Source organism: Cyanobacterium sp. Dongsha4 (genome assembly GCF_036345015.1).
Lineage (GTDB): Bacteria > Cyanobacteriota > Cyanobacteriia > Cyanobacteriales > Cyanobacteriaceae > PCC-10605.
On the sequence record NZ_CP084098.1, the window covers coordinates 1,843,613 to 1,868,931 of the forward strand.

Here is a 25,319-nt window from a genome sequence, read left to right on the forward strand (position 1 = left end):
CCAGTTGCTAGTTATAAATTTTTACTCTGTTCTACAATCAATTGTGTGATGAAAATAGAGTTACTATATATCTTTAAACAGAACAGTCAATATACTTAGTTTCAGGTTGTGTCACAAATTGTCTTAATTACGGGGTCAGCAGGGTTGATAGGTTCAGAATCTGTCAAATATTTTGTTGAGTTAGGTTTTGATGTGGTGGGTATTGATAATGATATGCGTCGAGTTTTCTTCGGGGAAGATGCCTCTACGGAATGGAACAAAAATCATCTGCTTGACACTTACAAAAAAAACTATACACATTTTGACGTAGATATTCGAGATCAAGGTGCGATCGCATCTATCTTTGAGAAATATAACAGGGATATAAGCCTAATTATCCATACTGCGGCACAACCTTCCCACGATTGGGCAGTAAATGATCCCTATACTGATTTTACTATCAACGCTAATGGTACGCTAACCCTATTGGAAAGTACCCGTAAATATTGCCCCCAAGCGGTTTTTATCTTCTGCTCTACTAATAAAGTTTACGGAGATACACCGAATTTTTTACCCCTGCAAGAAGAAGAATTACGGTGGGAAATTGACTCAAATCATCCCTATTTTAAGGGCATTGATGAAACTATGAGTATTGATCAAACGCAACATTCTCTCTTTGGTGCGTCTAAGGTGGCGGCAGATGTATTAGTACAAGAATATGGAAGGTATTTCGAGATGAAAACTGCTTGTTTTCGGGGGGGTTGCTTAACAGGTCCAAGTCACTCTGGTACTAAGTTGCACGGCTTTTTATCCTACCTGATGCGTTGTGCTATGACTGGTAATCATTACGAGGTTTACGGTTACAAGGGTAAACAAGTTCGGGATAATATTCACAGTTATGACTTGGTTAATGCCTTTTATCATTTCTATCAAAATCCTCGTGTAGCTGAGGTTTATAATATCGGTGGGAGTCGCTTTAGTAATTGTTCGATGTTAGAGGCGATCGCACTTTGTGAGGAGATTACAGGGAAAAAGATGAATTGGAGTTATAGCGAAACAAACCGTATTGGAGATCATATTTGGTGGATTAGCGATGTAAGTAAGTTTCAAAGTCACTATTCTGATTGGCATTTCCAATATACCATTAAGGATATTTTAACGGAAATTTACCATAATAATTGCGATCGATGGTTAGCCCTATAAGGAGAAATAGTCGTAGGGGTTCAATAATACTCAACTCACATCTGTTGATCGCTCTTTTAAATTAGACTATGAATAAAAGTATATTGTCAGGAAAAGTAGTTAAGTTTTTGTTAGGAGGCGGTGTGGCTACCGCTATCAATTTACTGCTGATTTTCCTCCTTATTGATAAATTGGGTTTTGATACGCCGTTTTTACGCAATCTTGCTAACCTAATCTCGATCGAACTTTCTCTGATTGCCAGTTTCTTTATTTATCGCATCTGGGTATGGCGTGGTGGTAGTTGGAATTGGTTTAACGTACTTTTCAAACAACTTCCTCTGTATCATGTTTCGGCTGGAACAGCGATTATAGTACGAGTTTTTTTTGTATTCCCTTTGTTAGACTGGTTAGGAGTTAGCTACAGCGTAAATACGATTTTCGGGGCTTTAATCAGTGCTTCCCTCAATTTTATCATTAGCGATCGCTTTGTCTTCACCAGTGGCAAAAATCAAGGCAAAGAAGCCTATTTTCCAGAAGCCTTAACCCCTGCCTTAGTCGAAGATAGCCCCCCTGCCCCCAAATTTGCGGGAGTAGAGAAAAAAGTCCCCAGTATTGGGGATTTAGGGGCAAATAGACATAAAATTAATTTACTTTCTCTGGTAATTCCAGCCCACAATGAGGAAGATTGCATCGTCAACACTATCCATAATATCAGTGAACATCTCGATCGCACCTCCATCAACTATGAAATTTTAGTGGTGAATGATAACAGTAAGGATAATACTGAAGCTATTTTACAAAAATTGCACGAAGATAATCTGAAAGTACGCTATATCAACAATTACTATCCCAATGGTTTCGGCTTTGCTGTTCGCTGTGGTTTAGAAAACTTCAAAGGGGATGCAGTTGCTATTGTCATGGCGGATAATTCCGATAATCCTGAGAATATGATTGATTACTATAATAAAATTCAGGAGGGATATGATTGCGTATTCGGTTCGAGATTTATCAAAGGAGGCAAGGTGATTGACTATCCTTTTTATAAGCTAATCATTAACCGTTTCGCAAATCTGTTTATTCAAGTATTATTCGGGCTTCCTCTTAACGATACCACTAATGCCTTTAAAATGTATCGCCGAGAAGTGATTGAGGGTATATCTCCCCTTCTCTCCCATCATTTTAACCTTACCGTAGAACTACCCCTAAAAGCGATCGTGCGAGGTTATAGTTATGCCATTATACCTATTACATGGAAGAATCGATCGGCAGGAATATCAAAATTAAAACTAAAAGAAATGGGTAGTCGTTACCTTTTTATTGTGCTTTATACATGGTTAGAAAAGCATCTTTCGAGGGGTGATTATCGGCGAAAAGAAGTAGCAATTAAAGTTAAATCTTCTGATTAAACTGATAATTTTTATATAATAAAAAAGAAAATTAATTAAGGTAATTATGAATATAAATATACCCAAAGAATCTATCTCCAATTTTTGTCAAAAACACCATATTCAAAAGCTATCTTTATTTGGTTCAGTGTTAAGATCAGATTTTAATGAACAGAGTGATATAGATGTATTAGTTGAGTTCTTCCCCGAAAATATACCTGGTTTAATTACCCTTGCAAAAATGGAGTTAGAATTATCCTCAATATTTAAGCGTACCGTTGATTTGCGCACTCCTGAAGATTTGAGTCGCTATTTTCGACAACAGGTATTAGACGTGGCAGAGGTGCAATATGATACAAGACAGTGATTTGATTAGACTACACCATATGTTGGATGCTAGTCTTAAAGCGATGACTTTCATTGAGGGAAAAAATCAATCTGATTTAGATAATGATGATTTACTGGTTTTTGCTTTAGTTAAAGCTATTGAAATCGTAGGAGAAGCAGCAGGAAAGGTGTCAAAAGAATATCAGGCTCATCATCCAGAAATACATTGGTCAGCGATGATTAGTATGCGAAATCGTTTAGTTCATGCCTATTTTGATATTAATAAAAAAATATTATAGCAAACCCTCAAAAAAGATTTACCTGAATTAATTATTATCTTGGATTCATTGCTACAAGTAAAAAAGTAAAAAATTGAAGTTAAAAAGCAATGATTTTTTTTCATTGGGAGATTAATTATTTCAATTACTAAACCACTTTGCAATATAATAAATTTTTGTATTCTTATTGATATACTTAAAATACTGATTCTCTAGTCAATGTTTGGCTCTCAAATATTCATTAAAGCAGTTAAATAAAATTATGCTAAATAAAGTGAAATTAAATAATCTAACATTATTATTTTTTTACTCTATACCGATTATTACTGTTATATTTTTTATCTCTTTATTTGGTGTTGATATACCTTTTTGGGATGAATGGGAATTAGTTACATTATTTGATAAAATTTTTTCAAATACACTATCTTTCCAAGATTTATTTATACAACATAACGAACATAGAATAATTATTCCCAAATTAATTTTTATAGCACTGATATTAATTAATGGATGGAATACAAAGCAATTAATGTTTATAAGTGTTTTATTAGTAATAACCTCATTTATATTTTGTTGTAAAATTAACTATCTTGTATTTAATAATGAGAATAAAAAACAGCATCTTATTAATTTATTAATTGGGTTTTTAGTTTTTTCATTAGGTCAGTGGGAAAATTGGTTGTGGGGATTTCAAATAGCATGGTTTTTAATTAATTTATGTTTCATAATAAGTATTTATTTTTTGATAAAAGTTAACAAAGAAAATTTATATAGGTATCTTTTTTACTCAGCTTTTTTTTGTTTTATAGCCAGTTTTTCTTCTGCTCATGGATTACTTATTTGGTTGGCTGTTCTCCCTCTTATACTAGGATTGAAAATAAATGTAAATAGCAAAATTAAAATCATTATTTTTTGGGTGTCATCTTTTTTAATATGTACTTCTATTTATTTAATTGATTATCATAAACCTAGTCATCATCCGAATATATTATTTAATGCTGAAAATGCTTTTACAAGAATAAAATATTTTTTTGTTTTAATAGGTTCTTTTGCACCGACTATAAAATCGAGGGCAATCATTGGTTTTTTTAGTTTTATAATATTAATTGCTTTTTACTTTTATTGTTATTTAAAAGGATTAACTAAGGTTAAAAAATATTATTTATTACCATTATCTTTTAGCTTATATTCTGTTTTATTTGCCTTGATAACAACTCTAGGAAGAGCAGGTTTTGGAGTTGGTCAGGCAACATCTTCAAGATACTTAACTCCTATGATTTGGTTATATATTTCTCTTATTTATATAGGATATTTTTTATTAAATAAAAAAAGTGATTTAAAGAATAGTTATTTTAAAAAAATTACGATCGCATTTTGTACAGTTTTTTGTATTATTTTTATAATAAATTCTACTGTTTCTATTAAATATGGCTATGAATCTTACCTTTCTAGGGAGAAAAGTAAAAGATGTTTAAACGATATTAACTACCCCATAGAATCAGAAATAAATAAACAATGTTTATCTTATTTATATCCTGATATAGAAATTATGGTTCAAAGAAATGAAAAGTTAAAAAGTTTAAATATTAGAAAATAAAAAAATAAATATATTAAATTGTTATGAAAAAAAATGTATTAATTACAGGCGGTGCAGGATTCGTAGGAAGTGCCTTAGCTTTAGGTTTAGGTCAAAAATATCCTGATTGGCAAATTACAGCCCTAGATAACCTCAAAAGACGTGGCTCTGAGCTTAATTTACCTCGACTAGCAGAAGCTAATATTCACTTTATTCATGGCGATGTGCGTAATAGTGAAGATTTGGACGCTAGTTTATTACAGCCTGATTTGATTTTAGAGTGTTCTGCTGAACCTTCTGTATTGGCAGGGTACAATTCTCCTAAGTATTTGTTAGAAACCAATTTAGTCGGTACAATTAATTGTTTGGAGTTGGCAAGACAAACAATGGCGGATTTTATCTTTCTCTCCACCAGTCGGGTTTATCCGATTAACTATCTTCGTGAATTAACTTATTCGGAAACGAATACTCGTTTTGAGCTTAATGTAACTCAAGAGATTATGGGAGCTTCTAGTTACGGTATCGCCGAGAATTTTCCTTTGGATCAAGTACGATCGCTCTATGGTACAACTAAGTTAGCATCGGAGTTATTAATTGCCGAATATGCCGATAGTTATGGTATTCGTACTTTAATTAACCGTTGTGGAGTGTTGACAGGTCCTTGGCAAATGGGTAAGGTGGATCAGGGTGTATTTGCTTTATGGATGGCGTTTCATTACTTTAATAAGCCTTTGAAATATATCGGTTATGGTGGCACGGGAAAACAAGTCAGGGATTTTCTGCATATAGCGGATTTGTTGACTTTAATCGATATTCAAATTGAAAGACTGGAGGAATTAAAAGGAGAAACTTTTAACGTGGGTGGTGGAGTGGAAAATAGTTTATCTTTGCTAGAAACTACCCAACTTTGTCAGGAAATTACGGGAAATAAAATTGCGATCGCATCTGTGAGAGAAAATAGACAAGGAGATATACCTATCTTTATCACAGATTCCCGTAAAGTCATAGAAAAAACAGGATGGCAACCCCAACGAGATGGGAAAAAAACTTTAACAGATATTTATCAATGGATTCAGAAAAATGAATCTCAGCTAAAGTCCATCTTTACTTAGATATTACTCCTGATACAAATTTTCGATCGCACTAACTAAATTTTCCTGTCTCATTAAAGATTCTCCAATTAAAACAGCATTTACCCCCGCAGACTGAACAAAATCAAGGTCTTTTTTCTCGTATAAACCTGATTCACTAACAACGGTTATTTGTTTCTCCTTAATAATGTCTTGACGGGCTAATAAAATATTTTTTGTAGTGTTTAAATCTACTGAAAAATCTTGTAAATTGCGATTATTAATTCCCATTAATTTTACCCCTTCAATATTTAAAATGCGATCGCACTCTTCTAGGGTATGAACCTCAATTAAGGCAGTCATTCCTAAACCATTAATAATCTTTAAAAAGTAATTAATATCAGCATCTTTAAGAATAGCGGCAATAAGTAAAACTGCATCTGCTCCCCGTAAACGAGCTAAATAAATCTGATAGGGATAGATAATAAATTCCTTACACAAAAGGGGAATTTTAACCGCATTTCTCACAATACTTAAATTATCAAAACTCCCCTGAAAAAACTCTTTATCCGTTAAAACAGACAAACAAGTCGCACCAGCTTTCTCATATTCTTTGGCAATAACTTCAGGATCAAAATTTTCCCTAATTAAACCCTTACTAGGAGAGGCTTTTTTCACTTCTGCAATTAAAGCAGGTTGACGAGATGAATTTTTTAAGGCACTAAGAAAATCAAGAGGTGCATCATTTAATTGACTAACCTGTTTACGCAACTCTAACAAAGATACCTTTTCTCGCATCCTTGCCACTTCTTCTTCTTTTTGCCAAACAATTTTCTCTAAAATATTTTGAGGCTCACTTTCAGGTAATTTAACTTGATAACGTAGAGTTTCTATAGCAACGGTAGGAGATGGTTGTTGACGACGAATTTTCATTAATATTCAAAAAAAATTACTTATTTAAAGACAGTTTCACAATTATAACAGTCTTCAATATAACCTCTGTTCGGTATAAGATCTATAGGTTAGAAGAAGGTATTGGGGTATTAAGTTGTTTAGGGTTAGTGTTAATTAAAAACTATTGCCCATTGCAAGAGTGCCTATTCCCTGCCTTAACCAGAAAATTTTAGAGTGAAACAGCCCTGCCTCGACAGGGCGATAAAGAGGAGTTTGCATGAGTGCCCTTTCTTTGCCTTCGTCAAAATACGTTTTGTTTTCAGGTAATTCTACTAAAATACTATAAACTTACTCTTATGCTAAATTTTAAATATTCTAGTGTCATTAATGCCCCCATAGACAAAGTATGGCATTTTCACGAGCGAGAAGATATTTTGCAAATATTAACGCCCCCTTGGCAACCAGTAAAAGTTATTCGTAGGGAAGGGGGTTTAGAAGTGGGAGCAACATCAGAATTTGTCTTAATGTTTGGTTTTATTAATATTCCATGGATTGCTCGACATAGTCAATGCGAAAAATACAAACAATTTACTGATGAGCAAATTAAAGGTCCAATGGTATCTTGGACTCATTATCATCAATTTCAAACCGAAGGGGGCAATACTCGCCTTACCGATAAAATAGAGTATGAAATCCCGGGGGGATGGTTGAGCGAAATATGTTTAGGTTGGTGGGTGAATTCTCGTCTTCACGATATGTTTGCCTATCGTCATGAAGTTACTCAACAGCACTGTGAAACCTAATTTTCTAACAAAGATGCGATCGCACTATTGGCAAATAGTTTACGAGTATCTTCAATTAACTTTTCTCCCCAAAGATTTTCAATTAAAAAATCAATTTCACCATAATTATTATCTAAATTTAAAGCCTGTTGGGCTAGTTTTATCCCCTCTTGTTGTTTCCCTTGTGAATACATCGCAACTGCGATCGCTAAAATAGGTTCTGCTTGTTGAGAATCGATTTCTAAAGCCTTTCGCCAAGAAGCTATTGCCTCATTCGTTTTTCCTTGCTCATATTCCACTAAGCCAATATTATTAATGGCAGGCCAAAATTGTGACTCCAACTTAATCGACTCCTGATAAGCTGTTATTGCCTCTCCATACTGATTCAATTTAAGATAAGCATTACCTAAATCAAAATAAGCCTGTGGAACTTCTTTACTAATTTTAAGACCTGCTTTTAACTCTTTGACAGCAGATTCATATTCAGCTAACTGAAAATAAGCATTACCCAAAGAAAATAAAACCTCTGACTCTTCAGGTGCTAGTTTTTTCGCTTCTAATAAAGCATTGACACCTTGGTCAATTTGCCCTGTCTGAATTTCTAATGTACCCAAAATAAACCATGTTTCATAATGATTCGGGGATAACTGCACTGCCAACCTTGCACGAGAAGAAGCTAAATCAAATTCCCGAAAACGAATTAACTGCACCGCATCTTGTATTAGTTGAAAACCATAATTATCCAAGTATTCACTATTTAATTCAGGTGTGTAGGGTAACAAAGCCTGTGCTTTTACCATAGATGGACAAACAGAAACCACACCAAGACTTAAGAGAATGGAAAAAATTTTAGAACGAAACAACACTATCTTAAAATATTAATAATTAAATGGATTATGTATTTTAATCTTAAGCTATTGACCTTCAATTTGTAGGAATGATCATGAATTAGCTAGGAAAAATTTAATAATCGCTTAAATTCTGATTTAACAAATTTGTAACATTCACAGGCACTTAGTTCTAAAAAAAGACGATTCAAAATCCGAATATGCCCTCTACTGTAATGAATAATTCCATTTTCCTGAAACTTTTGCGCCACTTGAGTAACTGTAGCACGACGCACCCCTAACATTTGTGCAATAAATTGTTGCGTTAAGGCTAATTCATTGTTACCTACACAATCGTGAGCATGAAGTAACCAACAAGCAAATTGATTATCGATATGATGATGACATTTACACACCACATTCTGAGAAATTTGAATGATTTTTGCCTGAGTATAGAGTAACAATATTTTTTGTAATGAACCACTACGCTGAGATTCTGACTGAAATATATTTGCATCCAGTCTCATGGCACTATCGGGAATTTGTACGATCGCATCATTACTAGCAATATTATTACCTAAAAACACAGATAAACCCACAATTCCCTCATTTCCGACTACATCTATCTCTGTTGTTTTGTAATTTGCAAGAGTATGAACCATAGAAATCAGTGAATGAAGGGGAAAATAAACATATTCAATTACTTCATGATGACGGTAAATTATTTGTCCAGAGATTAAGGAAACACTTTCAAGGTGGGAAAAAAGTATGCCATATTCATCTTCAGATATTGAAGCTAATATTTGATTATCAGAAGTTGGGTTTTTGTTCACAAATTAGGTTGGTTTATTTTTGACATCAAACTCAAGTTATTACAAGTTTAACAGTGATAAATAGAAAAAAGTTGGTCACTAAATTTTGCCTTATACATAGCCATATCTGCACGAGATAATAAATCAGACACCTTAGAACTTTTTATATCTCCGATAACGATGCCAATACTAACCTTAACCTTAACTTTTACCTCATTAATCTTAAAACAAGTCGATAATACTTGTTGAATACGATTTGCACATTCGGTGGCTTCTTGGACAGAATGAATATGACTCAAAACAATCATGAATTCATCTCCGCTAAGTCTGGCTACATGATCAAAATTTCTGACACAAGTTACCAATCTTTTAGCAAAAAAAACTAACACTTCATCTCCCACTTGATGCCCAAAAGTATCATTAATTAACTTAAATTTATCTATGTCTAAATATAAAACTGCAAACTTATTACTATGATTTTTTTCTGCTTCCTTTAAAATATTTTCTAAAAACTCCAATAAAGATAAACGATTGGGTAAATTTGTTAAACAATCATAACGAGATTGATAATACAAATAATCCATATTTTTCTGAACATCAGTTATATCATGAAAAGACAAATCCCAACCATCAATATGATTATCAGAATCTAGTATCTTAGATATATTTACACTGACATCGACAGATGATTGATTAAAAGAGGAGGATAATTTAAGTGAGAAAAAAGAATCTATTTGCTCTGTATTTTCTTCTCTTAATTTTTGAGTGAGAGTTAAAAACTTTTCCACATCATTAGGAACAATCAAAGAAGTAAAATAGCTATTTTCTAACTTATCTAATGAAATATTAAACTTTTTTAAACCTCGATTATTAACTGCTTGAATTTGAAAATCATCATTTAAGATAAAGCGAATGTCAGGAGAGTTAAAAAATAAATTTTGATAATACTTATTTTCTATTTCTTTTTCCCATAATTCTTTAAACATAAACTCATTTTCTTTTTGTAAATCGTCAATATCGTTAATCATTGTTAAATTTTGAGGGTTAGTAAACTCAATGTCATAAGCAATTTCTTGGGCATTTTCATTAATTAAATTTTCAAGATAACCTTGGGAATTTTCCGCCGCCTCAGCAAAAGATTCAAAAGGTCCAAAATAATAAGTTGAAATAGGGTGCGTTGTTTCAAATCTCAGCCACCAAGATAAGTTTTCTACTTTATCCTTTTTTTGTTCACCCATAAACTCACAAGGATCATTAATAAATTCATGATATTCTTTCATTATTTCTGGAAAATATTGCTTTATTTTTTCATTAATTAACTTTTTCTCTGTAGCTAACTCAATATAAAAAAAATCACTGTCAATAAATGGATGACATTGATCAATTAAAATGTGATTATTGGGAATAGAATTGAGTATTCTTGTAATAAGTTTTTGACGAAAATAAGGAGTTAATAAAGCCTTTTGACAAAGATGATTCAAAGGTAGCTTTCTCACAAAACAATCTACTTCTGTCCTGACAATTGGTAAAGTAGAATTAAAGACATAATATGACATTAGATCATTAACCCATTTTCAAATATATACAAAACAAAATTGACTAAATTAGCTTATGTTTGATCAATTCCTTTTAAGTTGTATGCAATTTTCCTGTATCAGTAATTTTACTTAAGTTTTTAAATTTATTTTTGTTCAAGTAGATTCTAACTAAAACTTTCCTTCGTGTCCGTACCATATCGTACTTAAAAAATTAAATTAATCTACTTACAAATGAATACTGATAATATCCTGATAAATTCTTATTAAAATAGGAGTAATTAGAAGAAATGCTCACAAAAGTTACTAAGTTTTAAAAGAAATATTATTTTTAGATAAAATTAGATGTAATTGTTTATTTTTCTGAATATTTAATTATTTCTAAATTTTAATTTTTGTGACCTATTATTACTGTTTTGTAGAGTCAAGTAAGTTCATAAACTCATTTTGAATAGCTTGATGACATTCACAGGATAATTGTTCTAGTTTTTGACGATCTAAAATAACGATTTTCCCTCGGTTATAGCGAATAATACCCGCTTCTTGTAAACCATGAGCCGCATTAGTTACTCCTGCACGACGAACTCCTAACATATGAGAAATAAACTCTTGAGTCAAATCAAATTCATCTTTTCGTACACAATCATACACAGATAATAACCATCTTGCCAATCTTGCTTCTATTTTATGGTGTCTGTTACAAGCGGCAGTTTGAGCAATTTGTCCTAGTCTTGCTTGAGTGTAAAGAAGTAAAAGTTTTTGAAGAGTTTGTCCTTTACTAAATTCTATTTTGAGAATGTCCGCTCTTAGCTTTAAACTTTCTCCCGATATTTGAACGACTATATTGTTAGTTGTATAATTTCCTCCTAAAATAATGGGCAAACCAATCATACCCTCATTTCCAATTAAACCAATTTCTGTGGTTGAACCATCTTCCATAATTTTCACTAAAGAAATCATTGCTGATAAAGGAAAATAAGCATAGTGAATTACATCATAAGGGTTATATAAAATCACTCCCGATGTTAACTTTACTTGTTCTAAATGAGGCTCAAGTTTTTCATATTCATGTGAGGGTAAGCCATCTAATAATTTATTTTTGTAATGAGTATTTTGTTTATTCATCTCTTTTTGTAATACAGTTTTTTTTTTTTTCTTACAATCCTATCAAAAATCATTTTTTCGTCTGTACGATGACGTACATTAATATATTTGAATTTTGCGTATATTCAAAAATCAAACCTAACACCTGCTACCTTTTACTTCGTTATTGTGTATTAATGCGAGAAGTGAGTTAAATAACAATTAATATCTAGTGAGTTAGACCTGCAAAATGTTAGGATTACATAGTGTATAGAGATAAAAGTGAAGTATAAGGAAATTTTGAATGGAAGAATATAATAAATCAATTTCTTTTTTTGAAGGAAGAGATATAAAAATACAGGTAGGATTATTAGCTCCTCAAGCTGGTGGTGCGGTTTTAATTCAGGCTGGAGAAACAGCAGTATTCGTTACAGCAACTCGTAGTGCAGGAAGAGAAGGTATTGACTTTCTACCCTTAACTGTGGATTACGAAGAAAGATTATATGCGGCTGGAAGAATTCCGGGAGGATTTTTACGCAGAGAGGGCAAACCCCCTGAAAGAGCTATTTTAACAGGTCGTTTAATCGATCGCCCTTTACGTCCTTTATTTCCTTCTTGGTTAAGGGATGACATTCAAATCGTGGCGACTACTTTATCGATGGATGAGGAAGTACCCCCCGATGTATTGGCGGTAACAGGGGCTTCAGTGGCGACTTTAGTGGCTCAAATTCCCTTCGCAGGACCGATGGCGGCGGTGCGTGTGGGTTTATTAAACGATGAATTTATCATTAATCCTACTTTCCGTGAAATCGAAAAAGGTGATTTAGATTTAGTGGTGGCGGGTACACCTGATGGAGTCGTGATGGTGGAAGCTGGTGCGAATCAATTGCCTGAACAAGATGTCATCGAAGCGATCGAATTTGGCTATGAGGCAATCCAAGAGTTAATCAAAGCCCAACAAGACTTAATTCAAGAATTAGGTATCAATATTGTTGTGGAGGAAAAAGAAGAGGAAAATCAAGAGGTATTAAATTTTATTAGTCAACAAGCGGCAGAGGAGATCAAAAAAGTTCTCTCTCAATTTGACTTAGATAAAAAGTTGCGAGATGAAGCGTTAGATAAAATCCAACAAGAAAAAGTAGATGAAGTAATCAACGCTTTAGAGGATGATAATGGGATTAAAGTGGCGGTGACAGAAAACTCTAAATTAATACCAAACCTCTTTAAGAAGTTGACCAAAAAATTAATGCGTCAACAAATTATTGAAGAAGGGGTAAGGGTTGATGGACGAAAATTAGATCAAGTGCGCCCCATTTCCTCTCGTGTACGTTTGTTACCTCCCAGAGTTCACGGTAGTGCTTTATTCCAAAGAGGTTTAACCCAAGTGCTTTCCATTGCCACTTTAGGAACTTCTGGAGATGCTCAAGATTTAGCGGACGATTTACACCCCGATTTAGAAAAACGCTATTTACATCATTACAACTTCCCCCCTTATTCTGTAGGTGAAACCAAGCCATTGCGATCGCCCGGAAGACGAGAAATCGGTCATGGTGCATTAGCAGAAAGAGCAATAACCCCTGTATTACCTCCTCAACAAGAATTCCCCTATGTGATTCGGGTCGTATCTGAGGTGATGTCTTCCAACGGTTCAACCTCTATGGGTTCGGTGTGTGGTTCTACCCTTGCGTTAATGGATGCAGGTGTACCTATTACTAAGCCTGTAAGTGGAGCGGCTATGGGCTTGATTAAAGAAGGAGATGAAATTCGTATTCTCACTGATATTCAAGGTATTGAAGACTTTTTGGGGGATATGGATTTCAAAGTAGCAGGTACAGATGATGGTATTACTGCGTTGCAAATGGATATGAAAATTACTGGTTTAAGTATCGAAGTGATTGCCAAAGCCATTAATCAGGCAAAAGATGCCCGTTTGCATATCCTCGGAGAAATGTTAAAAACCATTAGCGAACCTCGCAAGGAATTGTCTTCCTATGCACCTCGTTTAATGACCATGAAAATCGATCCCGAAATGATTGGTTTAGTGATTGGCCCCGGTGGTAAAACCATTAAGGCAATTACCGAGCAAACTGGTTCTAAAATCGATATTAGCGATGATGGTACTGTTACTATCTGTGCAACCCAAGCAGAAAGGGCACAACAGGCGAAACGTATTATTCAAACCATGACTCGCAAACTCAATGAAGGGGATGTCTATTTAGGACGTGTTACTCGCATCATTGACATCGGTGCTTTTGTGGAAGTGTTGCCGGGTAAAGAGGGCATGATTCACATTTCTCAATTAGCGGAGCATCGTGTGGGTAAAGTGGAAGATGAAGTTGCTATCGGTGATGAAATAGTGGTGAAAATTCGTGGCTTTGATAATAAAGGGCGTTTGAATTTAACACGTTTAGGTATTCATCCTGAACAAGCTGCGATCGCACGTCAAGAATCCCAAATCTAAATATTTCGTGATAGAGGTTGAGGGGTTAAGGTATTGGGATATTGGGGATAAGTTAATTAAACTCTTTTGTCCTCCCCCCTCGAGAGGGCAAGGGGGTTACCCTTTTGTCTTTTGCCTCTTACCCTTTCTTTATAAAATCAAGTATTTCTTTTGTTCACTGAAACTAAGTTTTGATTTTGATTATTTTGCAACTCTAAATAAATTAATAAAGCATTGACATCCGCAGGATTAACTCCCCCAATACGAGATGCTTGTCCCACAGTTAAAGGTTTAACTTTAGTTAGTTTTTCCCTTGCTTCCATTGATAAAGTTTCTATGGCCATATAGTTCAAATTTTCATCTAATTTCTTATTACTATGACGGGCAATTTGTTCGATCTGATTTTGTTGTCTTTTTATATATCCTGAGTATTTAATTTCAATTTCTGCCCCCTCTTTTTCTGCTTGATTTAACTCCTCATTATGCAAATTATATCGGCTTAAATCTTCATAGTGAAAACCGGGGCGACGCAGTAAATCTGCTAGGGTAATTGAGCCTTTTATCTTCTGTTGGGTATCCTCTACTATTTTAATGGCTACCTCGTCTCTCTCTTTGATTCTCGTTTCATAGAGTCTTTCTTGTTCAGCGATGATATTCGCTTGTTTACGTTGATATAATTCCCAACGGCGATCGCAGATTAAACCTATTTCTCGCCCTAAAGGTGTCAATCTTTGATCCGCATTATCAGAGCGTAATGTGAGACGATATTCAGAACGAGATGTTAACATTCGATAGGGTTCACGCAATTCTTTAGTACAAAGGTCATCAATTAAAGTACCTAAGTAACTTTGTTCACGGGGAAAAACAATCATTTCCTTATGTTGGGCAAATCGAGCGGCGTTTATCCCTGCGACAATGCCTTGAGCTGCTGCTTCTTCATAACCCGTTGTACCATTAATTTGCCCTGCGGAAAATAACCCCTCAATTTTTTTCGTCATCAGGGTAGGATAACATTGAGTAGCAGGTAAATAATCGTATTCCACCGCATAGGCTGGACGCAACATAACGCAGTTTTCAAGCCCCGGAAGGGTGTGTAACATGGCTAATTGGATGTTTTCAGGTAAACCAGTGGAAAACCCTTGAATATAAAGCTCTGGGATGTCTCTCCCTTCAGGTTCGATAAAGATTTGATGGCTTTCTTTGTCAGCAAAACGGACAATTTTATCCTCAATACTAGGGCAATATCTAGGTCCTTTAGAATCGATGAAACCACCGTAAATAGGTGATAAATGAAGATTATCTTTGATTAATTGATGAGTTTGAGCAGTGGTACGGGTCAAGTAACAGTTCATCTGTTCTTTTTTAATCCATACTTCAGGATCAAAACTAAACCAACGTACTTCTTCATCGGGAGGTTGTACTTCCATTTTGCTATAGTCAACGGTGCGTTTGTCAACCCTTGCAGGTGTTCCTGTTTTTAGTCTGTCGGTTTCAAAACCTAAATCATTGAGGGTTTCTGTTAAGCCTACGGCGGCAAATTCTCCTGCCCTTCCTGCATCCATAGATTTACCGCCAATCCAGATTTTTCCCCCTAAAAATGTGCCTGTGGTAAGCACTACGGCTTTAGTTTTAAAGCAAGTACCGAAATAGGTTTGTACCCCGATTACTTCATCATTTTTGCCCAATACTAAATCTGTCACCATGCCTTCTCTTAAGGACAAATTTGGTTCATTTTCAACGATATTTTTCATTACGGCGGCATATTCTCTTTTATCGGTTTGCGCCCGTAATGCCCATACCGCAGGACCTCTGGAATTATTTAAAACTCTTTTCTGTAAATAGGTGCGATCGGCCATTTTGCCAATTTCGCCTCCCAAAGCATCCACTTCATGGGTTAACTGAGATTTTGCAGGACCACCCACCGCAGGATTACAAGGTTGCCAAGCGATTTTATCGAGATTGAGGGTTAACATCATGGTGCGACATCCGAGTCTTGCACTTGCTAAGGCGGCTTCACAACCAGAATGTCCTCCACCAATTACGATTACGTCAAATTCGTCTTGAAATTCTACGGGGGTTTTAATGGTCATAATTTCTAGGAAATGTTTTTAATTCTGCAATATTTCAGACAAAGTATCTAAATTTCTATGATAGCGATTCATTGGGGTAAAAGGTAATTAACCTAAGTTCGAGATAAATTTTCATCGATGAGTAATAGCAAAAAGGGCAATGGCAATTAATGAATAGTGAATAGTTAGTTGATAATGTAAGAATTAAAAATCCCAAACTCCGTTCACGACTGAAAGGAGTGTACGAGCGGAGCGAACTCTCCTAAATCATTTCTCCCTCTCCCCTCATCACATCATCACCGTTTCTCTCTACTCATTGCCCCTTACTCGTTACTCATTATTTTCTACCAACACCCTGAAACCTGAAACCTGAATCCTTTATCGACATTTGGGGTTAAAGTATCTAGGAATTGAGCACTACTTCGGGGACTAATTTTTTATTTTCTTCTCGTTGTTTAAACTCTTGAAGTTGAGCATCTATTTCCATGCGTACAATTTGACGATATTGGAGAAAATGCTCGTTATGGGCGCATACAGTTAGATAATGTTCCCAGACGGGGGGATTATTCTTGATAATACTAAAGAGATGATGCCAGAATTTCCAGCGAGTATCCCTTTTTATTCCTTGTCGCCAAATTACTATGGCAAGGGCTTTTAAGTCTATTAATGAGGGTATTTTAAAAGGAGGTTTAGCTTTCGGCTCACCCAGTTTTAAAAAACAACGATAGGTGCGATCGAGGAAGGTATGGGGATCATATAATTCCCAAAAGGCTTTAATATATTCTTGGGCAATTTCATCTATAGGGCGAGTGGGGACAAAATTCATCAAAGTGCTTTGGTTAATATCCTGTTTGCCGTCATGACGCAGTCTGCCTTCTTTTTCTAATCTTGTCCATAATGCGGTATTGGGTAAAGCCTGTAACATCCCAAACATAGCCGTAGGAATAGCCGCTCTTTCTACAAATTCAATGATGCGATCGCCCGATCCTCGTTTTTCACCATCAAAACCAATGATAAAACCTGCCATGGGTCTAATTCCTGCTCTAATAAGAGTATCAATGGTATCTTCAAGGGAATTTCGAGTATTTTGGAATTTTTTGGTTAATTTTAAACTTTCTTCATCAGGGGTTTCAATCCCTAAGAATACCGCATCAAAATAACAGTCAACCATTAACTCCATTAACTCCTCATCTTGGGCTAAATCAACAGAAGCCTCTGTGTTAAAACGAAATGGATATTGATGTTGTTGTTGCCATACTTTTAATTCTTTGAGTAATAATTTGACGTTGCGCTTATTACCAATAAAATTATCATCCACCATAAAAATACCTCGGCGCCATCCTAACTCATAAAGATAATCTAATTCTTTGAGGAGTTGTTCGGGGGTTTTTGTGCGAGGTTTACGACCATAGAGAACGATAATATCACAAAACTCACATTGAAAAGGACAACCACGAGAAAATTGTACAGACATGGAATCATAGGCATCTAATTCCAATAAATCATAACGGGGGATAGGAGTTTCGGTAACGCTTGGTTTTTCATCGGTGCGAAAAATCCCTTGAGTTTCTCCCCTTTCTAGGGCTTTAACAAATTCTGGTAGAGTAATTTCTCCTTCATCTAAAACAAGAAAATCTGCACCTTCTATTTCTTCTGGTACAGATGTGGCGTAAGGGCCTCCCACCGCTACTAATTTCCCTCTTTGTTTGGCTTCCGCTATTTGGGATAGTAAATCCGTCTTTTGTACAATCATCCCTGAAAAAAGAACTATATCCGCCCATGCCCATTCTTCCTCTGTGACAGCTCGAATATTGCGATCGACTAATTTCATTTCCCATGTTTGAGGTAGAATTGCCGCAACGGTGATTAAACCAAGAGGGGGGAGTAAAACTTTACGATTGACTAATTCCAGACTTTTATCATAAGACCAAAATGTAGGTGGAAAAACGGGATATACCAATAAAACGCGCACAATTTACTCCTTAAATTTTTTATATTATCTTGATTTCTCTTTCCCTCTGTTATAACTTACATCTGAGATTTTGTAGCTAGATGAATAAAAAGTGTAAAAGGTAAGGGGCAGAGGAAGAATGCAGAATAGAATTCTCTTGAATTTGGATATATTTTGAACAAGTTTGCTATATTCTCTGATAAAGAGAAAAAATTATTGTCATATCAATGAATGATTTACAATGGGTGCTAATCTGTGCAGGATTAGTATTTTTAATGCAACCCGGGTTTATGTGTTTAGAGTCGGGTTTAACTAGAAGCAAAAATAATATTAATGTTGCGGTCAAAAATTTGGCTGATTTTGGCATCTCCGTAATGTTGTTTTGGATGTTTGGTTATGGGGTAATGTTTGGCTTAAGTCATGCTGGATTAATTGGTACTCAAGATTTTTTTCTCGATGTGGGGGATAATTTTAAATTAGGAGCTTTTTTTCTCTTTCAAGCAATGTTTTGCAGTACTGCTACCACCATCGTTTCAGGGGCTGTGGCGGAAAGATTGCGCTTTAATTCTTATATTATGGTGGCGGCGTTGGTATCTGGGTTAGTTTATCCTGTGTTTGGGCATTGGGCATGGAATGGCTTGAGTTATGATAGCAATGCTTTTACTGGTTGGTTAGGGCGTATGGGTTTTGTGGATTTTGCTGGATGCACTGTAGTTCACTGTATCGGTGCTTGGGTTGCTTTTGCTCTACTGTTGGTAATCGGTTCAAGACAAGGACGATTTTTAGGGGGGAAGGTTAATAAAATTAATGGGTCAAATCTGCCTTTATCGGTATTGGGAGTGATGTTGTTGTGGATTGCTTGGTTTGGTTTTAATGGGGGAAGTACTCTTGCTTTTAACAATCAAGTGACAAGGATTTTGGTCAACACTTTGATGGCAGGGGTAGGGGGAATGATTAGCGGTTGTGCTTTTGGTTGGTATAAATATAAAATTCCTGAAGTTGAGTTTTTGATGAATGGAACGGTGGCAGGTTTAGTTTCTATTACGGCTTCTTGTCATGCGGTATCAACGGCGGAGGCAGTAATTATAGGTGCGATCGGATCTTTGTTGATGTTAAATATTAAGGCGAAGTTGGAACATTATCGTATAGATGATGCAGTAGATGCGGTGGCGGTGCATGGTGGCAGTGGTGTTTGGGGGGTGTTAGCTGTAGCTTTTTTTGGGCAATCGGAATTATTGGGTACGGGTTTAAGTCCTTTTCAACAATTTTGGGTGCAGTTATTGGGGGCGGTAGTTTGTTTTGTGTGGGCGTTTGGTATTAGTTTTTTGATTTTATGGAACTTGAATCGTATTTTTCCTTTACGAGTATCTTGGGAGGATGAGGAGTTAGGCTTAAATGTTTCGGAACATCGAGCGAAAACGGAAATTTATGAGTTATTAAATATAATGGATCTACAGGCGCAAACTCAGGATCTTAGTTTAAGAGTACCTGTTGAACCTTTTACAGAAGTGGGGCGCATTGCGACTCTTTATAATCGAGTAATTTCTTCTTTGGAAAAATCTACCTTAAAGTTACGGGAGGGTAATCGGGAATTAGCAGAGGCAAAGCAGAAAGCAGAGATTGCGAACAAAACCAAGAGTATCTTTTTGGCTAATATGAGTCATGAGTTACGCACCCCCATGAATGCGATTCTGGGCTTTTCTCAAATTATGATGCGATCGCAAACTTTATCTCCTGAACACTTAGAAAATATTAGTATTATTCAGAGAAGTGGTAATTATTTGCTCAATTTAATTAATAATGTCCTTGATTTATCAAAGATTGAAGCAGGTAAAATGACTTTGAATGAAAAAAACTTCGATCTTCATGTTTTATTAGAAGAAATTGAGGATTTATTACAGCTTAAAGCAGAAGAAAAAGGTTTACAGTTAAATTTGGAAATTGATGCCTATGTCCCTCGCTTTGTTTGCACGGATGAGACAAAATTACGGCAGGTGCTAATTAATTTGGTCAATAATGGCATTAAGTTTACAGAGGAAGGGGGAATTAATATTTTAGTTTCTCTTTCTAATCAAACTCTGGAAATGGAGAATCAAAGGTATATTAAATTTTCTGTGGAAGATACCGGAGCAGGAATAGCCCCAGAAGATTTATCAAAGGTATTCGAGGCTTTTACACAAACGGAAGTAGGTAGAAATGTTCAAGAGGGTACAGGTTTAGGATTACCCATAAGTAGAAGGTTTGTGCAGTTGATGGGAGGAGAGATTGAGATTCAAAGCACTTTAGGAGAAGGCAGTATTTTTAGTTTTGAAATAGTTGTCACTCTTGTCACAGAAAGAGATGTGCAAACTCATAATCCCCGTCAATCAAGACGAGTGATAGCCTTAAAGTCGGGGCAACCTCGTTATCGTATTTTAGTGGTGGACGATCGCCCCATTAATCGTTTACTATTAATTAAGCTCTTACAGCCCCTCGGATTTGAGTTACAAGAAGCCTGTAATGGACAAGAAGCGATCGCAATTTGGGAACAATGGAAACCCCATCTTATTTGGATGGATATGAGAATGCCTGTGATGGATGGTTATGAGGCAACCCAATATATTAAAGGAACATTAAAAGGTAATGCCACAGCTATTATTGCTTTAACTGCCAGTGTTTTGGAAGAGGAAAAAGCCGTAATTTTATCTGCAGGGTGTGACGATTTTATCAGAAAACCCTTTCGAGAATCCGTTATCTTTGATGCTATAGGGAAGCATTTAGGTGTTGAGTATATTTACGAGGAAGAACCAGAGTCAAATGTTTTTGAACAGAAGCATCAATCTTTGACAAGACAGGATTTGCAAATAATGCCTTCTAACTGGCTCGACAAATTATATCAAGCGGCTAAGGAATTAGATGATGATTTAATATTGGAATTAATTAAGAAAATACCCCCCGAAAATAATATCCTTGCTGATAAATTAAAACATCTTGTGGATAACTTTCAACTTGCCAAAATTAGAAAATTAATTGAAGAAATATAGTAAACTACCTATTATGAATCCTCTTGTTTCACTTATGAATGCTGTGGAAATATCTTCGGAAGAAAAATTGACAGAAAGTATCTTGATAGTTGATGATCAACCTGCCAATTTAAGGGTATTATCGCAAATGTTACAGGTAAAAAACTATAAAGTAAAAAAGGCAGCAGATGGAGAAAGTGCGATTCTGGCGGCTAAATCTAGTCCCCCTGATTTAATTTTATTAGATATTTTAATGCCTGACCTCAACGGTTATGAAGTTTGTCAAAAGCTCAAAGCTGATAATCTTACTAAAGATATTCCCGTAATTTTTATTAGTGCTTTAAGTGATGTTTTTGATAAAGTTAAAGCCTTTGAAGTCGGTGGAATTGATTATATAACTAAACCATTTCAAGAAGAAGAAGTTTTAGCAAGAATAGGCAGTCAATTAACTATTCAAAAGCAAAAAAAGTTATTAGAAAAAGAACAAGAAAAACTAAAAAAAGAGCAAGAGCAATTAAAAAAAGAAATCAGACAGAGAAAAGAAGCCGAAGCCATTTTATATCAATCCCGTGCTATTATTTCTAGTATTCTTAACTCTTCTTTAGATGCGATCGCAGCTTTAGAAGCCGTAAGAGATCCAGTTTCAGGTAATATTTTAGACTTTCGTTGCTTAGTGGTTAATCCGATAACCGCCCAAATTTTTAATCGTCAACCAGAAGATTTAACAGGAAAATTACTATTTAAAAAGTTTATTAAACAAATCAAACCAGAATTATTTGTTGAGTTTATAAAAGTAGTAGAAACAGGAAGAGCTTTAGATAAAGAAGTTGAATATAATTATAAAAAACAACATAAATGGTTTCATTGCATAGCCGTCAAATTAGGAGATGGATTTTCCGTCACTGTTAGAGATATTACCGAAAGAAAAAAACTAGAATTAAAGTTAAGTAAATTAGCGACCATAGATAGTTTAACAGGTGTTTATAATCGTCATTCCTTTGACAAAATCTTAAAACAAGAATGGCAGAGATGCGGTAGAGGAAAACAACCCTTATCTTTGATTATTTGTGATATAGATTTTTTTAAACCCTATAACGATTTTTACGGACATCAAGCAGGAGATAAATGTTTAATAGAAGTAGCAAAAACTATGAGTAATATTGTTAGAAGAACATCCGATTTTTTAGCTCGTTATGGTGGAGAAGAATTTGCAATTATTTTACCCAATACACCCCAACAAGGAGCGTTTAATGTTGCCGAAAATATCCGCCAAGAAATCGAAGCCTTACAACTTCCCCATGAAAAATCCCAAATTAGTAAATATATTACTTTAAGTTTAGGTGTCGCAACTATTATTCCCACTCAAGATGTCTCATTAGAATCTTTAATTAAAAGTGCCGATAATGCCTTATATTCTGCGAAAAAATCGGGTAAAAATCAAACTCAATTAGGAGAGTTATTATTATAAACCTCAGTTTGGTTTAAGAATATAGAGTAGGTGTCAGGTGTCGGGTGTCAGGTTTTAGAGAGAAATTTCTTTTTTATCTTAACTCCGTTCACGACTGAAAGGAGTGTAAGAGCCTTCGGTGCGAACTCTCCAAACTCAGATAAAGTGTTAGAGGATTAAAGAGCGACTAATTTTCAATTCATAATTAAGATATATATTTTGAACTTCCCAATAATGTAATGGAATGGAACTTATTAACAGTACAAAACTTTTCTATAATTGATAGAGAAATCGATAAAAGTGTTTTTTCTCCTGCTGAATATGAAATTGTCAAAAGAGTGGTTTTCAGCACAGGAGATTTAGAATATGCTTCCGTTATTAATTTTGCTAATAATCCCTTATCCAATGGATTGGCCGCTTTAGAAGCAAGAGTACCAATTATGGTAGATACTCAAGTTATACAAGCAGGAATTCTTCCGTTTTTACAGCAAACATTTATGAATCCTGTTTATTGTTTAGAGGATTTTGCTTTATCCGCTTCTGTAACGGCAACAAAATCGAAAATATGGCAAAAATTAGGCAAAAATTACCCTTCTGCTATTTATATAATCGGAGAAAATCCTGTTTCCCTCTTTTCCCTTTTAGATTTAGTCGAGTCAGTGCAACTAAAACCCAGTTTAATTATTGCAACCCCTTCTGGTTTCACTCGTAAAGAAATAATCAATAAAATGTTACAAAAATCGGGCGCTTCTCATATTCGTTTCGATAGTTGTAAAGGAGGAGTTACAGTTGCGATCGCAATTTTTCAGGGACTAATAGAATTAGGGTGGTTAGCCAAAAATTCCACTATGCCCATGAAAAATCCAAAAGTTGGGAACTAGGGAGATTAAGGTATTAGAGTATTAGGGTATTGGGGGATTAGGGAGAAATTTCTTTTTTATCTTAACTCCTAACTCCTAACTCCTAACTCCTAACTCAAATGATTGCCCCTTGCCCCTTTGAAATCTATTCCCACTCAATAGTTCCGGGGGGCTTAGATGTAATATCATACACCACTCTATTAACCCCTTTCACCTCATTAACAATACGGGTGGACATTTGTTCTAATAAGTCATAGGGAGGTCTTGCCCAATCTGCAGTCATACCGTCTTCACTGGTGATTAAACGTAAAACAACGGGGAAGGCATAGGTTCTTTTATCTCCCATTACACCAACACTACGCACAGGTAGTAAAACGGCAAATGCTTGCCAAAAATCATGGTACATATCCCATTTTTTGATCTCGTCTCTGACGATAAAATCAGCGTCTCTGAGGATATTTAATTTTTCGGCGCTGACTTCTCCTAAAATACGAATAGCTAAACCGGGGCCGGGGAAAGGATGACGGGAAACAATTTCTTCTGGTAAGCCGATGCTTCTACCGACTTTTCTCACTTCGTCTTTAAAAAGTTTGCGCAGGGGTTCAACTAATTTAAAGCGTAGATTTTTAGGTAATCCTCCCACGTTGTGATGACTCTTAATTTTAACTGCTACTCTTTCCCCTGTTTTGGGATCAACATTAGTATCCGCAGATTCGATTACATCAGGGTATAGTGTACCCTGTGCCAAGTAGTCAAAAGGTCCTAAACGGTTAGATTCTTCCTCAAATACTTGGATAAATTCATGACCGATAATACGGCGTTTTTCTTCTGGATCGGTTATTCCTTCTAGTTTTGTCAAGAAGCGATCGCGTGCGTTAACATACTCAACATTGATGTGGAATTGTTGATCAAAAATCTCCATTAACCTTTCAGGTTCACCTTTACGCATGAAGCCTTGGTCAATAAACATACAAGTAAGTTGATCACCTATAGCCTCATGGAGTAGAAAAGCGAGGGTTGAGGAGTCCACCCCACCAGACAAAGCTAATAATACTCTCTTATCACCTACTTTTGCTCGAATTTCTCTGATGGATTCTTCCACGAAGGCTTCTGTTGTCCAAGTTGGTTCACAACCACAGATATGATAAACAAAATTGCGGATTAATGCCGTACCATATTGAGAATGGATTACTTCGGGATGAAATTGAACTCCAAATAACTTTTGCTTATGTTGTGCGATCGCAGCACAGGGAGTATTGTCTGTATGGGCAAGAATTTTGAAACCTTCGGGTAATTGAGTACAGGAATCCCCATGACTCATCCACATGGTTGAACCTTCTTCCACATTAGTTAACAAATCTGTGGGATCATCAATAAGTAGAGAGGCTTTACCATATTCTCCACGAGTTGCTCGTTCTACTGTACCCCCTAACTGCTTAACCATTAACTGCATACCGTAACAAACCCCTAAAACGGGAATACCTAAATTCCAGATTTCAGGGTCACAAAGAGGCGCACCCTCATCATAAACGGAATTAGGACCACCTGAGAGGATAATACCGTGAGGATTGATTTGTCGTAATTGTTCTGCACTGGTACGATAAGATATAACCTCAGAATAAACCTCTGTTTCTCGAATACGACGAGCTATTAATTCTGAATATTGCGATCCAAAGTCAAGTATTACAATCATTTGTCGTTTCAGGTTGATGGTAGAATCAAGATTATGAGATTTACCTTCTTGTTTTGGGGTGATACTGTCTGCTATGGTCACTGGCTCTAACTATTTATGTATTGATTTTCTTACTTTTCTTGCTGAC

Annotated in this window: 19 protein-coding genes; 11 read left to right on the forward strand and 8 right to left on the reverse strand. The window is 35.4% G+C overall.

Annotation, left to right across the window (positions count from 1 at the left end):
• Positions 1–108 precede the first annotated feature (108 nt).
• The 6 genes from Dongsha4_RS07955 to Dongsha4_RS07980 all read left to right on the forward strand — a co-directional run bounded on the left by Dongsha4_RS07955 (position 109) and on the right by Dongsha4_RS07980 (position 5,839).
• Positions 109–1,182 (forward strand): NAD-dependent epimerase/dehydratase family protein, encoded by a 1,074-nt coding sequence (locus Dongsha4_RS07955; protein WP_330205141.1) that lies wholly within the window; start codon positions 109–111, stop codon positions 1,180–1,182.
• Between the two features lie 68 nt (positions 1,183–1,250).
• Positions 1,251–2,567 carry a glycosyltransferase gene (locus tag Dongsha4_RS07960; protein ID WP_330205142.1) on the forward strand — a complete coding sequence of 439 codons (1,317 nt, stop codon included), beginning with the start codon at positions 1,251–1,253 and terminating at the stop codon, positions 2,565–2,567.
• Between the two features lie 46 nt (positions 2,568–2,613).
• Positions 2,614–2,913 (forward strand): nucleotidyltransferase family protein, encoded by a 300-nt coding sequence (locus Dongsha4_RS07965; RefSeq protein WP_330205143.1) that lies wholly within the window; start codon positions 2,614–2,616, stop codon positions 2,911–2,913.
• A complete protein-coding gene (locus Dongsha4_RS07970; RefSeq protein WP_330205144.1) occupies positions 2,897–3,172 on the forward strand; it encodes a HepT-like ribonuclease domain-containing protein in 276 nt (91 codons plus the stop codon). Before Dongsha4_RS07965 ends, Dongsha4_RS07970 begins: the two co-directional genes overlap by 17 nt.
• Before the next feature lie 241 nt (positions 3,173–3,413).
• Entirely contained in the window at positions 3,414–4,748 is a 1,335-nt protein-coding gene (locus Dongsha4_RS07975) for a hypothetical protein (RefSeq protein ID WP_330205145.1), read from the forward strand.
• A gap of 23 nt (positions 4,749–4,771) precedes the next feature.
• On the forward strand, positions 4,772–5,839 hold the full coding sequence (locus Dongsha4_RS07980; RefSeq protein WP_330205146.1) for an NAD-dependent epimerase/dehydratase family protein: 1,068 nt from the start codon (positions 4,772–4,774) through the stop codon (positions 5,837–5,839).
• A gap of 3 nt (positions 5,840–5,842) precedes the next feature.
• Here the strand turns inward: Dongsha4_RS07980 and trpC are convergent, their stop codons facing one another.
• Positions 5,843–6,730 carry an indole-3-glycerol phosphate synthase TrpC gene (gene trpC, locus Dongsha4_RS07985; protein ID WP_330205147.1) on the reverse strand — a complete coding sequence of 296 codons (888 nt, stop codon included), beginning with the start codon at positions 6,728–6,730 and terminating at the stop codon, positions 5,843–5,845.
• A 317-nt stretch (positions 6,731–7,047) separates the two neighbouring features.
• Between trpC and Dongsha4_RS07990 the strand changes: the two genes are divergently transcribed.
• Positions 7,048–7,494 (forward strand): SRPBCC family protein, encoded by a 447-nt coding sequence (locus Dongsha4_RS07990; RefSeq protein WP_330205148.1) that lies wholly within the window; start codon positions 7,048–7,050, stop codon positions 7,492–7,494.
• Here the strand turns inward: Dongsha4_RS07990 and Dongsha4_RS07995 are convergent.
• From Dongsha4_RS07995 to Dongsha4_RS08010, 4 genes are all read right to left on the reverse strand, one after another.
• A complete protein-coding gene (locus tag Dongsha4_RS07995; protein WP_330205149.1) occupies positions 7,491–8,339 on the reverse strand; it encodes a tetratricopeptide repeat protein in 849 nt (282 codons plus the stop codon). The genes Dongsha4_RS07990 and Dongsha4_RS07995 overlap by 4 nt on opposite strands.
• Before the next feature lie 86 nt (positions 8,340–8,425).
• Entirely contained in the window at positions 8,426–9,133 is a 708-nt protein-coding gene (locus Dongsha4_RS08000) for a Crp/Fnr family transcriptional regulator (protein ID WP_330205150.1), read from the reverse strand.
• Positions 9,134–9,180: 47 nt separating this feature from the next.
• The gene (locus Dongsha4_RS08005) at positions 9,181–10,668 is read right to left on the reverse strand and encodes a diguanylate cyclase domain-containing protein (protein WP_330205151.1); all 1,488 of its coding nucleotides are present in this window, start codon (positions 10,666–10,668) and stop codon (positions 9,181–9,183) included.
• Between the two features lie 387 nt (positions 10,669–11,055).
• Positions 11,056–11,772 (reverse strand): Crp/Fnr family transcriptional regulator, encoded by a 717-nt coding sequence (locus tag Dongsha4_RS08010; protein WP_330205152.1) that lies wholly within the window; start codon positions 11,770–11,772, stop codon positions 11,056–11,058.
• A 262-nt stretch (positions 11,773–12,034) separates the two neighbouring features.
• Between Dongsha4_RS08010 and Dongsha4_RS08015 the strand changes: the two genes are divergently transcribed.
• Positions 12,035–14,191 carry a polyribonucleotide nucleotidyltransferase gene (locus Dongsha4_RS08015; RefSeq protein WP_330205153.1) on the forward strand — a complete coding sequence of 719 codons (2,157 nt, stop codon included), beginning with the start codon at positions 12,035–12,037 and terminating at the stop codon, positions 14,189–14,191.
• Positions 14,192–14,328: 137 nt separating this feature from the next.
• Here the strand turns inward: Dongsha4_RS08015 and mnmG are convergent, their stop codons facing one another.
• Together mnmG and Dongsha4_RS08025 are read right to left on the reverse strand one after the other, a co-directional pair.
• The gene (gene mnmG, locus Dongsha4_RS08020) at positions 14,329–16,260 is read right to left on the reverse strand and encodes a tRNA uridine-5-carboxymethylaminomethyl(34) synthesis enzyme MnmG (RefSeq protein ID WP_330205154.1); all 1,932 of its coding nucleotides are present in this window, start codon (positions 16,258–16,260) and stop codon (positions 14,329–14,331) included.
• Positions 16,261–16,642: 382 nt separating this feature from the next.
• Positions 16,643–18,211 (reverse strand): B12-binding domain-containing radical SAM protein, encoded by a 1,569-nt coding sequence (locus Dongsha4_RS08025; protein WP_330205155.1) that lies wholly within the window; start codon positions 18,209–18,211, stop codon positions 16,643–16,645.
• Positions 18,212–18,417: 206 nt separating this feature from the next.
• On the opposite strand from Dongsha4_RS08025, the gene amt reads away from it, so the two are divergent.
• The 3 genes from amt to Dongsha4_RS08040 all read left to right on the forward strand — a co-directional run bounded on the left by amt (position 18,418) and on the right by Dongsha4_RS08040 (position 23,520).
• Entirely contained in the window at positions 18,418–21,213 is a 2,796-nt protein-coding gene (amt, locus tag Dongsha4_RS08030; RefSeq protein WP_330205156.1) for an ammonium transporter, read from the forward strand.
• Between the two features lie 34 nt (positions 21,214–21,247).
• On the forward strand, positions 21,248–22,660 hold the full coding sequence (locus Dongsha4_RS08035; protein ID WP_330205157.1) for a diguanylate cyclase domain-containing protein: 1,413 nt from the start codon (positions 21,248–21,250) through the stop codon (positions 22,658–22,660).
• A 218-nt stretch (positions 22,661–22,878) separates the two neighbouring features.
• Entirely contained in the window at positions 22,879–23,520 is a 642-nt protein-coding gene (locus Dongsha4_RS08040) for a precorrin-8X methylmutase (protein ID WP_330205158.1), read from the forward strand.
• A gap of 124 nt (positions 23,521–23,644) precedes the next feature.
• On the opposite strand, the gene guaA is transcribed toward Dongsha4_RS08040, so the two are convergent.
• On the reverse strand, positions 23,645–25,192 hold the full coding sequence (gene guaA, locus Dongsha4_RS08045; protein WP_330205406.1) for a glutamine-hydrolyzing GMP synthase: 1,548 nt from the start codon (positions 25,190–25,192) through the stop codon (positions 23,645–23,647).
• Positions 25,193–25,319 lie beyond the last annotated feature (127 nt).